Annotated in this window: 14 protein-coding genes; 4 read left to right on the forward strand and 10 right to left on the reverse strand. The window is 63.4% G+C overall.

Annotated features, from left to right (window positions below):
* The first annotated feature begins 2 nt into the window (after positions 1-2).
* Positions 3-1,169 (forward strand): GGDEF domain-containing protein, encoded by a 1,167-nt coding sequence (locus AAHE99_RS06050; RefSeq protein ID WP_342115445.1) that lies wholly within the window; start codon positions 3-5, stop codon positions 1,167-1,169.
* Here AAHE99_RS06050 and trpC read toward each other — a convergent pair.
* The 7 genes from trpC to rpe form a co-directional block, all read right to left on the reverse strand.
* Positions 1,166-1,966 carry an indole-3-glycerol phosphate synthase TrpC gene (gene trpC / locus AAHE99_RS06055; RefSeq protein WP_342115446.1) on the reverse strand — a complete coding sequence of 267 codons (801 nt, stop codon included), beginning with the start codon at positions 1,964-1,966 and terminating at the stop codon, positions 1,166-1,168. The two genes, AAHE99_RS06050 and trpC, sit on opposite strands and share 4 nt — an antisense overlap.
* Before the next feature lie 8 nt (positions 1,967-1,974).
* On the reverse strand, positions 1,975-2,619 hold the full coding sequence (locus AAHE99_RS06060) for a LysE family translocator (RefSeq protein ID WP_342115448.1): 645 nt from the start codon (positions 2,617-2,619) through the stop codon (positions 1,975-1,977).
* 3 nt (positions 2,620-2,622) lie between these two features.
* On the reverse strand, positions 2,623-3,660 hold the full coding sequence (gene trpD, locus AAHE99_RS06065; protein ID WP_342115450.1) for an anthranilate phosphoribosyltransferase: 1,038 nt from the start codon (positions 3,658-3,660) through the stop codon (positions 2,623-2,625).
* Between the two features lie 14 nt (positions 3,661-3,674).
* Positions 3,675-4,241, reverse strand: a complete 567-nt coding sequence (locus AAHE99_RS06070) for an anthranilate synthase component II (RefSeq protein ID WP_342115452.1) — start codon at positions 4,239-4,241, stop codon at positions 3,675-3,677.
* A 1-nt stretch (position 4,242) separates the two neighbouring features.
* Complete coding sequence (gene trpE, locus AAHE99_RS06075; protein ID WP_342115453.1) at positions 4,243-5,739, reverse strand: anthranilate synthase component I; 1,497 nt, start codon at positions 5,737-5,739, stop codon at positions 4,243-4,245.
* 180 nt (positions 5,740-5,919) lie between these two features.
* Positions 5,920-6,606: a phosphoglycolate phosphatase gene (locus AAHE99_RS06080; RefSeq protein ID WP_342115455.1), complete on the reverse strand. Its 687-nt coding sequence runs from the start codon at positions 6,604-6,606 to the stop codon at positions 5,920-5,922.
* Positions 6,607-6,611: 5 nt separating this feature from the next.
* Positions 6,612-7,277 (reverse strand): ribulose-phosphate 3-epimerase, encoded by a 666-nt coding sequence (gene rpe / locus AAHE99_RS06085; protein WP_342115457.1) that lies wholly within the window; start codon positions 7,275-7,277, stop codon positions 6,612-6,614.
* 101 nt (positions 7,278-7,378) lie between these two features.
* On the opposite strand from rpe, the gene apaG reads away from it, so the two are divergent.
* Positions 7,379-7,753 carry a Co2+/Mg2+ efflux protein ApaG gene (gene apaG, locus AAHE99_RS06090; protein ID WP_342115459.1) on the forward strand — a complete coding sequence of 125 codons (375 nt, stop codon included), beginning with the start codon at positions 7,379-7,381 and terminating at the stop codon, positions 7,751-7,753.
* A gap of 117 nt (positions 7,754-7,870) precedes the next feature.
* Positions 7,871-9,094, forward strand: coding sequence for a murein transglycosylase A (mltA, locus tag AAHE99_RS06095; RefSeq protein WP_342115461.1), 1,224 nt, complete (start codon positions 7,871-7,873; stop codon positions 9,092-9,094).
* Here mltA and AAHE99_RS06100 read toward each other — a convergent pair.
* From AAHE99_RS06100 to AAHE99_RS06110, 3 genes are read right to left on the reverse strand one after another with little or no spacing between them, the layout of a single operon-like run.
* On the reverse strand, positions 9,091-10,722 hold the full coding sequence (locus tag AAHE99_RS06100) for a hypothetical protein (protein ID WP_342115463.1): 1,632 nt from the start codon (positions 10,720-10,722) through the stop codon (positions 9,091-9,093). The genes mltA and AAHE99_RS06100 overlap by 4 nt on opposite strands.
* Before the next feature lie 54 nt (positions 10,723-10,776).
* A complete protein-coding gene (locus tag AAHE99_RS06105) occupies positions 10,777-11,214 on the reverse strand; it encodes a universal stress protein (protein WP_342115465.1) in 438 nt (145 codons plus the stop codon).
* Between the two features lie 35 nt (positions 11,215-11,249).
* The gene (locus AAHE99_RS06110) at positions 11,250-12,509 is read right to left on the reverse strand and encodes an MFS transporter (RefSeq protein ID WP_342115467.1); all 1,260 of its coding nucleotides are present in this window, start codon (positions 12,507-12,509) and stop codon (positions 11,250-11,252) included.
* A gap of 77 nt (positions 12,510-12,586) precedes the next feature.
* Between AAHE99_RS06110 and AAHE99_RS06115 the strand changes: the two genes are divergently transcribed.
* Entirely contained in the window at positions 12,587-13,363 is a 777-nt protein-coding gene (locus tag AAHE99_RS06115; protein WP_342115468.1) for an enoyl-CoA hydratase, read from the forward strand.
* Positions 13,364-13,523: the final 160 nt, after the last annotated feature.

The raw sequence follows: 13,523 nt of genomic DNA on the forward strand, positions 1-13,523 counted from the left end.
CGATGTTTGCCCTGGACCCCTTCACCGTCCTGTTCACCACCACGCTGACCTGCGTGGTGCTGGCAGCCGCCATGTATTCGGTGCACCTGAGCTTCCGGCGCGAAGTCGCGGGCGTGGGGCATTGGGCCTGCGGCCTGCTTGCGATGGTGGGCGCCGGCATACTGTTCCTGCTGCGCGGTAAGCTGACGGACGCCATTGCGCTGCCCGGCGCCAACGTCTGCCTGATGTGGGGTATCGGCCTTTCCATGATCGGCACGCGGCGCTTCTTTGGCGTGGCGGGCGGCTGGGCCATCTTCCACGGCGCCTGGCTGCTGGAGCTGTCGGCCATCCTGTACTGGCTGCTGGTCGAGCCGAACTTCCCGTACCGCGCGGCGGCGTTCAGCTTTTTCGTCAGTGTGTTCTATATCGACCAGCTGCGCCTGGTGTGGCGCCACCGCAGCCACCATTTCACCAACTGGTTCTTCGGCATCCTGCTGGCCGTGCAGTCGCTCAATACGCTGACGCGCGGTGTCGCGGCGCTGTTCATGGAGAGCAACGCTGCCGACCTGCTGCGGCGCAGCGCGCTGGCCAATGTCTACCTGGCGGTCGCCAACTTCATGGCCTTGCTCATGACAGTGGCCTTCCTCATGCTGGCCACCCGCAAGCTTCAGAAAATCCTGGAGCAGCGCTCCACGCACGACCCGCTGACGGGCGTTTTGAACCGGCGCGGCTTCCTGCAGTTCTTTGGCCGCGTGCGTGCGCGCCAGCAGCGCAGCGATTCGCCGCTGTCGCTGATGGCGATCGACCTGGACCACTTCAAGGCCATCAACGACCAGCATGGCCATGCCCAGGGCGACAAAGTGCTGACGCACGTGGCTTCGGTGATCATGCGCAGCGTGCGCCGCTGCGATTACGTGGCGCGTTTCGGGGGGGAGGAGTTCGTGGTACTGCTGCCCGAGACCACGCTGCCGCACGCGCATCAACTGGCGCAGCGAATCCAGTCGCTGCTGCGCGACAGCCTCCAGCCCGGCGTGCCTGCATGCACCGTCAGTATCGGCCTGGCGGGCCAGCAGGTGGCCGATGAATCGCTGGATAGCCTGATTTCACGCGCCGATGCGGCGCTGTACCGCGCCAAAGCCAATGGGCGCAATCGCGCCGAGATCGCGGCGCCGGGGCCGCTGGCGGCTTAAGCGAACAACTTTTGCAGCTCGGCGCCCGGGTCGGGCGCGCGCATGAAGGCTTCGCCCACCAGGAAGGCGTGCACCGCGTTCTCGCGCATGCGCGCCACGTCCTGCGGGGTCATGATGCCGGATTCGGTGATCACCATGCGCTCTTGCGGGATGTTCGGCAGCAGGCCGAGCGTGGTGTCCAGCGAAACGTCGAAGGTGCGCAGGTTGCGGTTGTTGATGCCGATCAGGCGGCTCTTCAGCTGCAGCGCGGCGGCCAGTTCGTCGCCGTCGTGCGATTCGATCAACACGTCCATGCCCAGTTCGTGGGCGCAGGCTTCCATTTCCGCCATCAGGCCGTGGTCCAGCGCGGCGACGATCAGCAGGATGCAGTCGGCGCCCATCGCGCGTGCTTCATAGATCTGGTACATGTCGACCATGAAGTCCTTGCGCAGCACCGGGATGTCGCAGGCGGCGCGCGCCTGCTGCAGGTACTCGTTGGCGCCCTGGAAGAAGTGCACGTCGGTCAGCACCGACAGGCAGGCAGCGCCGGCATTGGCGTAGCTGGCGGCGATTTCCGCCGGGCGGAAGTCAGGGCGCAGCACGCCTTTCGATGGCGAGGCTTTCTTGACTTCGGCGATCACGCCGGCGTGGCCGGCTTCGATCTTGCGGCGCAAGCTGGCTTCGAAGCCGCGCAGGCTGGCGCGCAGGTCCTTGTCGGCTTCCACTTCGTCGCGCAAGGATTGCAGGCTGCGGCGCTTCTTGGCTGCCGCCACTTCGTCGGCCTTCACGGCCAGGATCTTGTTCAGGATGTCGGACATGGTGAATCTCAGTGTTGTTCGGCCAGGGCCAGGCGCGCGCCCAGCGCGATGAAGATGCCGCCGGTGACGCGGTTCAGCCACAGTGCGACCAGTGGTTTGACCTTCAGCTTTGCGCTGGCGAAGGCGGTGAAGAGGGCAAGGCCGTTACACCACAGCATGCCGTTGAAGTTGAAGATGCAGCCGAGGATCAGGAAGGCCAGCGGCTTGTTCGTCGCGTCGCTGTCGATGAACTGCGGCACGAAGGCCAGGAAGAATAGGGCGACTTTTGGGTTCAGGACGTTGGTCAGGAAGCCTTGCGCAAAGATGCGCTGCAACGACGCCGGCGCCGGTGCGCTCGGCGCCACAGCGTCCGCCGCACCGCGCTTCAGGCGCGCCCGCAGCATTCCGATGCCGCACCAAACGATGTACGCCGCGCCAATCCATTTGACGACAGTGAAGGCGGTCGCTGAGGTCGCAAGTACCGCCGACAAGCCAACCGCCGCCGCGCCGATATGCACAAACGTACCGGCGCCAATCCCCAGCGCCGCCGCGCACCCGGCGCGCCAGCCCTGCGTAGCGCTGCGCGCCATGATCAGCAGCGAATCCGGTCCCGGCATGATGTTCAGCAGCAGACCGGAGATCACAAACAGCGTCAGGTCATGGATGCCGAACATCGCTTAGCCCTCCTTGCCCAGTTCCTGCGTCACGCGCACAAACTGCTCCAGCTTGGCCACCGCCGCGCCGGACGACACCGCCGCGCGCGCCCGCGCCAGCCCATCCTCGATGGACGACGCTACACCCGCCGCATACAGTGCGGTACCGGCATTCAGCGCCACGATATCCGAAGCCGGTCCCGGCTCGCCGCGCAGCGCCTCCATCACGCGCGCCTTCGATTCCACCGAGTCGGCCACCTTCAGGTTGCGCGAAGCGATCATCTGCAGGCCAAAGTCCTCCGGATGGATCTCATACTCGCGGATCTCGCCGTTGACCAGTTCACCGACCAGGGTGCCGGCGCCCAGCGAGACTTCATCCATATTGTCGCGGCCATACACTACCACCGCATGCTGCGCGCCCAGGCGCTGCAGCACACGTACCTGGATACCCACCAGGTCCGGGTGGAACACGCCCATCAGGATATTCGGCGCACCGGCCGGATTGGTCAGCGGGCCGAGAATATTGAAGATCGAGCGCACGCCCAGCTCGCGGCGCACCGGCGCCACATGCCTCATCGCAGCGTGGTGGTTCGGCGCAAACATGAAACCGATGCCGGTCTGCGCAATCGACTGCGCGATCTGCTCCGGCTTCAGGTTGATATTGGCGCCCAGCGATTCGATCAGGTCCGCGCTGCCCGAGGACGACGAGACGGAACGCCCGCCGTGCTTGGCCACCCGCGCACCTGCAGCGGCAGCGACAAACATCGAAGCGGAAGAAATATTAAAGGTATGTGCGCCGTCGCCGCCGGTGCCGACGATATCCACCAGATTGGTGGTGTCAGCCATCGGCACCTTGGTCGAGAACTCGCGCATGACTTGCGCCGCAGCGGTGATCTCGCCGATGGTTTCCTTCTTGACGCGCAGGCCCATGGTCAGCGCGGCCATCATGACGGGCGACATTTCGCCGGACATGATCTGGCGGAACAGGTGCAGCATCTCGTCGTGGAAAATTTCGCGGTGTTCGATGCAGCGAACCAGTGCTTCTTGATGGGTAATAGGCATGATGCTTCCTTCTCTTATTTGCGTTCGAGGAAATTCTTCAGCAAGGCGTGGCCGTGCTCGGACAGGATGGACTCAGGGTGGAACTGCACACCCTCGATGTCGTACTCCTTGTGCCGCACGCCCATGATTTCGCCGTCGTCGGTCCAGGCTGTGACTTCCAGGCAGGAAGGCAGCGAGGATCGCTCGATTGCCAAAGAGTGGTAGCGGATTACCGTGAACGGGCTGGATAAGCCCTGGAACACGCCCACACCCGTATGCGCGATAAGAGAAGTTTTGCCATGCATGACTTGCTTGGCGCGGATAACTTTGCCGCCAAAGGCTTCGCCGATGGCCTGGTGGCCCAGGCACACGCCCAGGATTGGTTTCTTGCCGGCGAAGTGCTTCAGCACTTCCAGCGAGATGCCCGCCTGCGACGGATCTTTTGGACCCGGGGAGATGCAGATGCGGTCGGGATTCATGGCCTCGATTTCGGCGATGGTGATTTCGTCGTTGCGGTGCACGCGCACGTCTTCGCCCAGCTCACCGAAATACTGCACGATGTTGTAGGTGAAGGAGTCGTAGTTGTCGATCATCAGCAGCATTTCAGAACTCCCCATCCAGGCCATCTTGCACTTGCTCGGCCGCGCGCAGCACGGCGCGCGCCTTGTTTTCAGTTTCCTGCCATTCCATTTCCGGAATCGAATCGGCGACGATGCCGGCGGCGGCCTGCACGTACAGTATGCCGTCCTTGATCACGCCGGTGCGGATCGCAATCGCCACGTCCATCTCGCCGCCGAAAGACAGGTAGCCGCAGGCGCCGCCGTAGATGCCGCGCTTGCTGATTTCCAGTTCGTCGATGATTTCCATCGCACGCACTTTCGGTGCCCCGGTCAGGGTGCCGGCTGGGAAGGTGGCGCGCAGCACGTCCAGGTTGGACATGCCTTTCTTCAGCTTGCCCTCGACGTTGGAGACGATGTGCTGCACATGCGAGTACTTCTCGATCACCATCTTGTCGGTCAGCTTCACGCTGCCGATTTCAGAGATGCGGCCCAGGTCATTGCGTGCCAGGTCGATCAGCATCACGTGCTCCGCCACTTCCTTCGGATCGTTCAGCAGTTCCTCGGCCAGCGCGGCGTCGCGTTCCGGCGTATTGCCGCGCGGGCGGGTACCGGCGATCGGGCGCAGCGTGACTTTCTTCTCGCCGTCCGGCAGGGTCTCGTTGCGCACCAGGATTTCCGGCGAGGCGCCCACGATCTGCATATCGCCGAAATTGTAGAAGTACATATACGGCGACGGGTTCAGCGAGCGCAGGGATCGGTACAGCGTCAGCGGCGAATCCACATAAGGCTTGCGGATGCGCTGGCCGATCTGCACCTGCATCAGGTCGCCGGCCAGGATGTATTCGTGCGCCTTGGCGACGGCCTTGAGGTAGTCCTCCTTGGCGAAATCGCGGATGATTTCAGTGCGTACCGAAGGCGTGGTCACCGGCGCATCGACACCGCGGCGCAGCAGGGCGCGCAGGTCTTTCAGGCGCTGGCGCGCTTTGCTGAATGCTTCCGGCTGCGAGGTGTCGGCGTAGACGATCAGGTACAGCTTGCCGGACAGGTTGTCGATGACAGCCAGCTCCTCGGTCACCATCAACTGGATTTCCGGCAGGCCCAGGTCGTCTTTCGGCTGCGTATGCGCCAGGGTCTTTTCAATGTGCCGTACAGTGTCGTAGCCGAAATAGCCGGCCAGGCCGCCGCAGAAGCGCGGCATGCCCGGACGCACGGCGACTTTGAAGCGCGCCTGGTATTGCTCGATAAAGTCGAGGGGATTGCCTTCGTGGGTCTCGATCACCTGGCCGTTCTTGACGATTTCGGTCAGCTTGCCGGTGCTGCGCAGCACGGTGTTGGCTGGCAGGCCGATGAAGGAGTAGCGGCCGAATCGCTCGCCGCCCACCACGGACTCCAGCAGGAAGGTGTTCTTGCCGTAGTTCTGGGTCTGGGCCAGCTTGAGGTACAGGGTGAGCGGGGTCTCCAGGTCGGCGAAAGCTTCCGCGATCAGAGGGATACGGTTATAGCCTTCCGCGGCCAGGGATTTGAATTCGAGTTCGGTCATGTGTTTCTCCGTTCCGCCGTGGACGTAGTGGTGGCGGTAAGGTTACAAAAAACCTGCCGGAACACATGTGCGTGCGCCGACAGCAATCGGGACTAAGTCAGGATTGCCAGCGTCGCCACAGCCAGGCCTCAATCGAGCCCCGGTGGGTTACATTGTGTCTTTTGTTGAGAAACATTTGGGTTAGTTTTCTTGCGCGATGAGTTCAGCTGCAAAAAGAAGCGTGTCAACTATACCATCGGAATCCGTTTCGTGTATACCCACTCCGTGGTTATAACCATATGGCACAGTAAGCACTGGGCAGCCGGCCGCGCGGGCCGCTTCGGCGTCGTTTGACGAGTCGCCGATGGCCACCACCTGGGCCGGCGGCAGGCCGAAGAATTCGCATGCTTTCAGCAGCGGCATCGGGTGCGGCTTCTTCTTTTCGAAGGAATCGCCGCCGTACAGCACCTCGAAATAGCCGGACAGGCCTTTCATCGCCAGCAGCGGCTGGGCGAAGGTGATCGGCTTGTTGGTGACGCAGGCCAGGCGCAGGCCTGCTGCACGCATGGCCTGCAGGCCGGCTTCCACCTCGTCGTACACTTCGCTGTGCTGGCCGTTGATGGCGATGTAATGGCGCTGGTAGGACTCCATCGCCTGCGGGAACAAGCGCTCTACGCCAGCTTCGTCATAGTCCAGCGCGAGCACGCGGCGCACCAGGTTTTCCGAACCCTTGCCTACCATCGGCTCGACCTGCGCAGCGGTTACCGGACCGAGGCCCAGTTCCGCGCGCATCTCGCTCAGGGCGACCACGAAGTCGCCCATGGTGTCGAGCATGGTGCCGTCGAGGTCAATGATGGCGGCCCGTACGCCGCGCAGGACCGCCGCCATACCGGTTACAGCGAAGCCAGTTGGCCGCGCATCGCGTCGATCACGGCCTTGTAGTCCGGCTGGCCGAAGATCGCGGAACCGGCCACGAAGGTGTCGGCGCCAGCTTCAGCCGCGGCCTTGATGTTGTCGATCTTGATGCCGCCGTCCACTTCCAGCATGATGTCGCGGCCGGATTCGTCGATGCGGCGGCGCGCTTCGGCGATCTTCTTCAGCGCCTGCGGGATGAAGGACTGGCCGCCGAAGCCTGGGTTGACGGACATAATCAGGATCATGTCGATTTTGTCCATGACGTGGTCCAGGTAGCTCAGTGGGGTGGCCGGGTTGAATACCAGGCCGGCCTTGCAGCCGTTGTCGCGGATCAGTTGCAGCGAACGGTCGATGTGTTCGGACGCTTCCGGGTGGAAGGTGATGATGTTGGCGCCAGCCTTGGCGAAATCAGGGATGATGCGGTCGACCGGCTTGACCATCAGGTGCACGTCGATCGGCACTTGCACGTGCGGGCGGATCGCCTGGCATACCAGCGGGCCGACGGTCAGGTTCGGCACGTAATGGTTGTCCATCACGTCGAAGTGGATGATGTCGGCGCCGGCGGCAACAACGTTGCGGACCTCTTCACCCAGGCGGGCGAAGTCGGCGGACAGGATGCTCGGAGCGATACGGAAAGTAGTCATGGCTGCTTGGCTGGTAAAAAAGATGCGTTATTTTACGCTTCTGTGCGGACGATGTCCGATTGCTTGGACTAGAATTGCCCAATTGTTACGAAGGAAAGCTTATGGCCCAGTATGAGTTTGCGGTGGAGGTGCGTACCCAGTACCTGCCGGAACAGTCCAACCCGGACCGCACCAATTTTGTGTTTACTTACACAATCACTATCAAAAATACCGGCACCGTGCCGGCCCAGCTGATTTCCCGTCACTGGGTGATCACCGACGCCAACAACCATATCGAGGAAGTGCGCGGCCTTGGCGTGGTGGGCCACCAGCCGTTGCTGGCGCCGGGCGAGGTGTTCGAGTACACCAGCGGCACGCAGCTGCGCACGCCGCAGGGTTCGATGTATGGCGAATACTTCTGCGTGGCCGAAGACGGCCACCAGTTCGAGACCAAGATTCCGGAGTTCGTGCTGTCGCTGCCGCGAACCCTGCATTGACTACTTCTTGTCTTCGTCCTTCTTTTTCTTGGATGGCAGCGTCCACCAGACGATGAACACCAGCAGGAACAGCGCCACCAGCGCTTCCAGGAACAGATACCACATAGATAACACCTCATGTTTTTGACACGCCGTAGTTTACCCGTTTGTGCCGCCGCCGTCGCGTTGCTGCTGGCCGGCTGCGCCACGCCGCCGCCCGTCACGCCGCCAGCCACGCCCGTCCCACCCGCGACGCCAACCGCGCCGGTAACGCCTGCCGTACCGCCGGCCACCCCTGCCACGCCCGCGCCGCCGTCCACAGCCGAATTCGTGCCGGCCCGCTTCGCCGACCTGCCGGGCTGGGAGCGTGACGACCTGCGTGCTGCCTGGCCGGCCTTCATGCTGTCCTGCTCCAAGCTGGGCGCCAGCGCCGAGTGGAAGGAGCCGTGCGCGATCGCCAAGACCGTGGATGCCAGCAGCGAATCCGCCATCCGCCTGTTCTTTGAATCCTTCTTTGACCCGCACCAGGTGATCGCCCCGGACGGCGGCAACACCGGCCTGATTACCGGCTACTACGAGCCCCTGTTGCGCGGCGCCCGCAAAAAGGGCGGCCCTTACCAGACGCCGTTGTACAAAGTCCCGGACGACATGGTCATCATCGATGTCGGCTCCGTCTACCCGGAGCTAGCGGGCAAACGTGTACGCGGCAAACTGAAAGGCAAGCGCGTCGTGCCATTCCCGGCGCGCGAAGAAATCGCCCGCAACGGCCTGCCCGGCAGTGAACTCCTTTGGGTGGACGACGCCGTCGAAGCGTTCTTCCTGGAAGTGCAAGGCTCCGGCCGCGTGCAGCTGCCGGATGGCGAAACCGTGCGCGTCGCCTACGCCGACCAGAACGGCCGCCCCTACCAGTCGATCGGCAAATGGCTGGTGCAAAAAGGCGAGCTGACCACCGAGCAGGCCACCGCCCAAGGCATCAAAGCCTGGATCGACGGCCACCCGACGCGCCAGCAGGAGCTGTTCAACGCCAACCCGAGCTACGTCTTCTTCAAAGAGGAAAAACTGCCGGACCCGAAGGTCGGACCGAAAGGTACGCTGAATGTGCCGCTCACGCCGCAGCGTTCCGTGGCAATCGACCGCAGCCAGCTGCCGCTGGGCGCCCCGGTCTACCTGAGCACCACGCTGCCGGGCCCTGAGGAGCTGCCGCTGCAAAGGCTGATGCTGGCGCAGGATACGGGTGGCGCGATCAAGGGCGCGATCCGCCTCGACTTCTTCTTCGGCTTCGGCGCCGAAGCGGCAGATTTTGCCGGCCGCATGAAGCAGCGCGGCAATATCTGGGTGCTGCTGCCCAAGCTGGTGCGCTAGCGGCTGGGCGGCGCACCCGGCACGCCAAGGGCGCGCATGATCTTGCCGATATCCGCGGCATACATGCGCGTGGCTGGCTGATAAGGCGTGACGCAAGGTACTGCCAGCGTCGCGCCATCTTTCAGTCCCAGCGTCAGCTGGCGCCGTGCGCCGCAGGCCTGCACCACGGCAGGCAGCGCCTGCATCGTGCCAAATACCGGCAAACCTTCCACCTGCACCACTTCCACATCCTGGCGCAGGGTCGCGCAGGCCGGCAAACCATCCATTAGTACGCTGCCCCTGGTCGGCGTCATGCTGCGCTTGCCCTGGCAGTCTTCCCGCATCAATTTTGTCAGCGCGCGCAGCATCATGGCGTCGGTCTGGCGCTGCGTCGGGGCGACCGGATTCGCCAGCCCGCTGCTTTCCAGAACGGCCGACCACTCATCGCGCATCGGCTTCGCGCCGCCCAGCACGGCGGGCAAAACCGTTGGCTTGCACGCCTCGCTGCCGCATTCCATGGCCTGCGCAAAATCCGGTTTGGCGCCGCGGCGCAGCTGGCGGTAAAAGTCGTTGATGCGGGCCACGGCGTCCGCCTTGCCCTGGCGCACAGCCATGGCATAGACGTAGGCTGGCAAGCCGCATTCATATTCCAGGCGGCTGCCGCCAACATCGGCTGCGGACAGGTCGCGCCAGCGGCGCCCATCGGTAACGAGCATGCACTCCGCCAGCGCATCATCCAGTTCGGCGGCCGCTTCCTGCGGCGTCAGCCAGCCCCGATGCAGGGATACCAGCCAGCGCAGGAACTCGCCGCCGCCTTCATGGATCAGGCGCGCGTCGGCGTAATCATCGACTGCGTCGCGCATCTGGAAGCCGTGGCTGATTTCATGCGCTACCAGCAGGGTTGCCTTGCGATACAGCGCCGGTGAAGGCTCGGCCGGCCAGTTGAACAGCGACAGGAGCACCAGCTCGCCGGCATTGCCGCCCACATTCGGGTCGCCGGGCGCCTTCGCCGTGGTGGCGGCGATGATGGGGCGCTTCACCTCCGCGCCAGGCATCCGTTTTTGCAGCCACGACGTGGTGCGCGCGGCGCGGTCGCGCAGCAGTTCTATGGTCGCCGCAGGCAGGGCGGGATCGTAATAATCAAGGCTGGCGCCGGTTTTGGGCAGGCGGGCAGGGAACAGCATCGCCGCCGCATCCGCATGCGTTGGCGCGGTGTTTTCGTGCCGCGCCCGGCCGGTCAGGATGCTGCCAGGGCCTGCGAAGCGGTAGCTGACCGCGCCACAGGCTTCGCCGATGGCGTAGTTCGACATGTGCGCGTAGATCCCTTCGCCAGTCGGGAACGAGCCTGGATAACCGGTGACCTTATTGGTGGTGGCCGGGACGCGGAAGGCGAGCGTCTTGCAGCTTTTGGCGCCGCGCGTGAGCATGTCGCCGCCAGCCTGGCCGCAATCGTCGACAGCCTGCCAGCGCGAGCGGATCTCGCCGGCGCCGGCGCCAGTCTTCAGGAAAGGGATTTGCGAGCACAGGGCTGGCAGCTCGTAGCTGACTTCCAGCGCGCTGGGGGCCGCCAGGCGGACCGTGACCTGGACATTTGCCGCCGTCGCGCTGGACATTGCCAGGGCCGCGACCACAAGAATACTTAAGCGCATACACCTCCTCGTTGCGAATTTGGCAAATGTTACCAAATTCTCAACGGCAGGAGCTCAGCGCAGCACCATCACCGGCAAATGCGTATGGGCGAGGACCTTTTGGGTTTCGCTGCCAAGGAATAGCTTGTTCAGGCCCTTGCGGCCGTGCGATGCCATGATGATGATGTCGCAATGGTGTTCCTCAGCGGTCCTGACGATCTCCTCGTAGGGGCTGTTCGCTTCGCCTAGCACGGCTTCACACGGTACGCCGGCTGCCGTGGCGGCGGCCACCACCTTGTCCAGCCCCGCTTCAAGGCTGCGCCGCATCTCGCGGTCGAACAGACCAGGGTCCGTCAGCACTGCTGCATCGGCCATTGGCACAAAGGGGATTGGCTGCATGACGGAAACTACGGTGATGCGCGCGCCGTGGATCTTTGCGAATTCAATGGCAGTCTGGGCCGCCCGTTCCGACAGTTGCGAGCCATCGGTGGGCAGCAATATCGATTTGAACATGGCGTTCTCCTACGAGATAACAGTCCAAGTCCAGTTTAAGGCGCGGCCACGATGGCTGGCGCACGCAAGGTCTTGGAGCATGCCGCGGCAATGGCCAGCGCAACGCCGCCCGCGCCTATCCATGCCAGTGCCGCGCGGATTCCCAGGTGCTCGCCCGCATAACCCGCAAGCAGGGCGCCAAGCGGTGCGCTGGCCACGGTCAGGAAGCGCATCGATGAAGTCATGCGGCCGAGGAATTCATCGGGCGTCACCTGCTGGCGCAAGGCAATATAGGGCATGAAATACATCATCACGCCGCAATCGAAGAAGAAGGTGAGCAGGGCGCAGGCGGCAACTGTCACGCTATGCTGGCCCAGCATTTCCGGCCTGAGCATCGGCAGGCAAACGAAGCCCATGGTCGTCACGATCATTCCCAGCAGCGTAGCGTGGCCCTGGCCAAAGCGCCGGGTGACCGGTTTCAGCAGGAAGCCGCTGGCCAGCACGCCCATGCCTCCCAGCACCTGGACCGCGCCCAGCGTGCCGGCATCCAGCTTGAGTTCACGCAGCACATATAAGGTGGACAAGGCAACGTAGCCATAGAACAGCAGGTGCCAGAGCGCTGCGCTCCAGGCCAGGGTGCGCAGCAAGGGCTGGCGCCAGATAAACAGCAACCCTTCGTGCATATCGCGCAGCGGATGCTTGTCGGAAGGTGGTGGCAGAGGTTCATCGATCGGCACCCGGCGCAGCATCAGCGCCGATATGCCGAAGCCCAGCGCGTTGACGATGACGGCAAACGGCGCCGACAGCCATTGCACCAGCAGGCCGCCGAATCCCGGCGCCACCAGTCGCGCTACGGAGTCGGTGACGGTTAATTTCGATTGCGCATCGACCAGCTGTTCACGGCCGACGATACGCGTCAGCAGGATCTGCTCCGCGCCGCCGCCCAGCACCGAGCAGCAGCCCTGCACGACGGCGACCAGGTACATCCACTGCATGGAAAGGACGCCAAGCGCCCAGGCGGCAGGGATGCACGCGAGCGACAAGGTCTGGGCGATGCGGCAGGCTACCAGGATCGGCTTCTTGCGGCTGCGGTCCAGCCAGACGCCGGCCGGCAGGGCCAGGATTGCGAAGGGAACGGCCTGGAACGCGCCGACCAGGCCCATTTGCGCGGGGCTGGCATGCAGCAGGACGACGGAGCAAAGCGGCAGGGCCAGTGCGCCGATGTAGACACCGGAGCCGGCAAGGATGGTGCTTAACCAATAGAGGCGGAATGCGGGATCCGCAACCAGCGCATCTTTGCGAAAGATGGAATGCATCCCGCGAACTATAGCAGCCCCTCCGGCCGACCGGCTACAATCGCCGCAGCACCATTTAACCAATAGAGGAGATTTCGATGGAATACCAGGATTTGCTCGTCGAAGTGCACGATAAAGTGGCACTGATCCGCCTGAACCGTCCGAAGGCACTGAATGCGCTGAACGACAACATGATGAATGAGCTGGGCGAAGCGTTCGCCAAGTTCGACAAGGATCCTGCGATCCACGTCATCATCCTGACCGGCAGCGAAAAAGCCTTCGCCGCAGGCGCCGACATCGCCGCCATGAAGGATTACACCTATCAGGACACCTATCGCGACAACTATATTGGCCGCAACTGGGAACATATCCTGAAGGTGCGCAAGCCGGTCATCGGTGCCGTAGCCGGCTTCACACTGGGCGGCGGCTGCGAACTGGCGATGATGTGCGACTTCCTGATCGCTGCGGACAGCGCCAAGTTCGGCCAGCCGGAAATCAAGGTTGGCGTGACGCCGGGCGCCGGCGGCACCCAGCGCCTGCCGCGCACCATCGGCAAATCCAAGGCAATGGACATGCTGCTCACCACCCGCATGATCGACGCCGCGGAAGCCGAGCGCATTGGCCTGGTGTCGCGCGTGGTCCCGGCCGACAAGCTGATTGAAGAAGTCCTGGCCATTGCCCAGGGCATCGCACAGATGCCGGTTTCCGTTGCCATGCAGATCAAGGACTGCGTGAACCGCGCATTCGAAACCACCCTGAGCGAAGGTGTGAATTACGAACGCCGCCTGTTCCACGCAGGCTTCGGCACCCCGGCCCAGCGCGAAGGCATGTACGCTTTCCTCGAAAAACGCACCCCGAACTTCGAAGGCCTGTAATCTCCAGCCAGCTGCAGCGCAGACTGGGTCAGACCCTTGGGTCTGACCCAGGTTTTCTGGTTTTAGCGCGAAAGCCCTTGCGCAAGCACGGGCAGTCCGCTATAGTTCTGTCCCTCGCAACGAGACGCAGCGAAAAGCGCGAAACGAAGCGAGAAACAAG

This window comes from Pseudoduganella sp. OTU4001 (assembly GCF_038440195.1).
GTDB lineage: Bacteria > Pseudomonadota > Gammaproteobacteria > Burkholderiales > Burkholderiaceae_D > Rugamonas.

What these genes read in the sequence shown, in the direction of transcription:
- AAHE99_RS06050 (WP_342115445.1), top strand. Translation starts at nt 3, where the DNA reads ATGTTTGCCCTGGACCCCTTCACCGTCCTGTTCACCACCACGCTGACC.
- trpC (WP_342115446.1), bottom strand. Translation starts at nt 1,966, where the DNA reads ATGTCCGACATCCTGAACAAGATCCTGGCCGTGAAGGCCGACGAAGTG.
- AAHE99_RS06060 (WP_342115448.1), bottom strand. Translation starts at nt 2,619, where the DNA reads ATGTTCGGCATCCATGACCTGACGCTGTTTGTGATCTCCGGTCTGCTG.
- trpD (WP_342115450.1), bottom strand. Translation starts at nt 3,660, where the DNA reads ATGCCTATTACCCATCAAGAAGCACTGGTTCGCTGCATCGAACACCGC.
- AAHE99_RS06070 (WP_342115452.1), bottom strand. Translation starts at nt 4,241, where the DNA reads ATGCTGCTGATGATCGACAACTACGACTCCTTCACCTACAACATCGTG.
- trpE (WP_342115453.1), bottom strand. Translation starts at nt 5,739, where the DNA reads ATGACCGAACTCGAATTCAAATCCCTGGCCGCGGAAGGCTATAACCGT.
- AAHE99_RS06080 (WP_342115455.1), bottom strand. Translation starts at nt 6,606, where the DNA reads ATGGCGGCGGTCCTGCGCGGCGTACGGGCCGCCATCATTGACCTCGAC.
- rpe (WP_342115457.1), bottom strand. Translation starts at nt 7,277, where the DNA reads ATGACTACTTTCCGTATCGCTCCGAGCATCCTGTCCGCCGACTTCGCC.
- apaG (WP_342115459.1), top strand. Translation starts at nt 7,379, where the DNA reads ATGGCCCAGTATGAGTTTGCGGTGGAGGTGCGTACCCAGTACCTGCCG.
- mltA (WP_342115461.1), top strand. Translation starts at nt 7,871, where the DNA reads ATGTTTTTGACACGCCGTAGTTTACCCGTTTGTGCCGCCGCCGTCGCG.
- AAHE99_RS06100 (WP_342115463.1), bottom strand. Translation starts at nt 10,722, where the DNA reads ATGCGCTTAAGTATTCTTGTGGTCGCGGCCCTGGCAATGTCCAGCGCG.
- AAHE99_RS06105 (WP_342115465.1), bottom strand. Translation starts at nt 11,214, where the DNA reads ATGTTCAAATCGATATTGCTGCCCACCGATGGCTCGCAACTGTCGGAA.
- AAHE99_RS06110 (WP_342115467.1), bottom strand. Translation starts at nt 12,509, where the DNA reads ATGCATTCCATCTTTCGCAAAGATGCGCTGGTTGCGGATCCCGCATTC.
- AAHE99_RS06115 (WP_342115468.1), top strand. Translation starts at nt 12,587, where the DNA reads ATGGAATACCAGGATTTGCTCGTCGAAGTGCACGATAAAGTGGCACTG.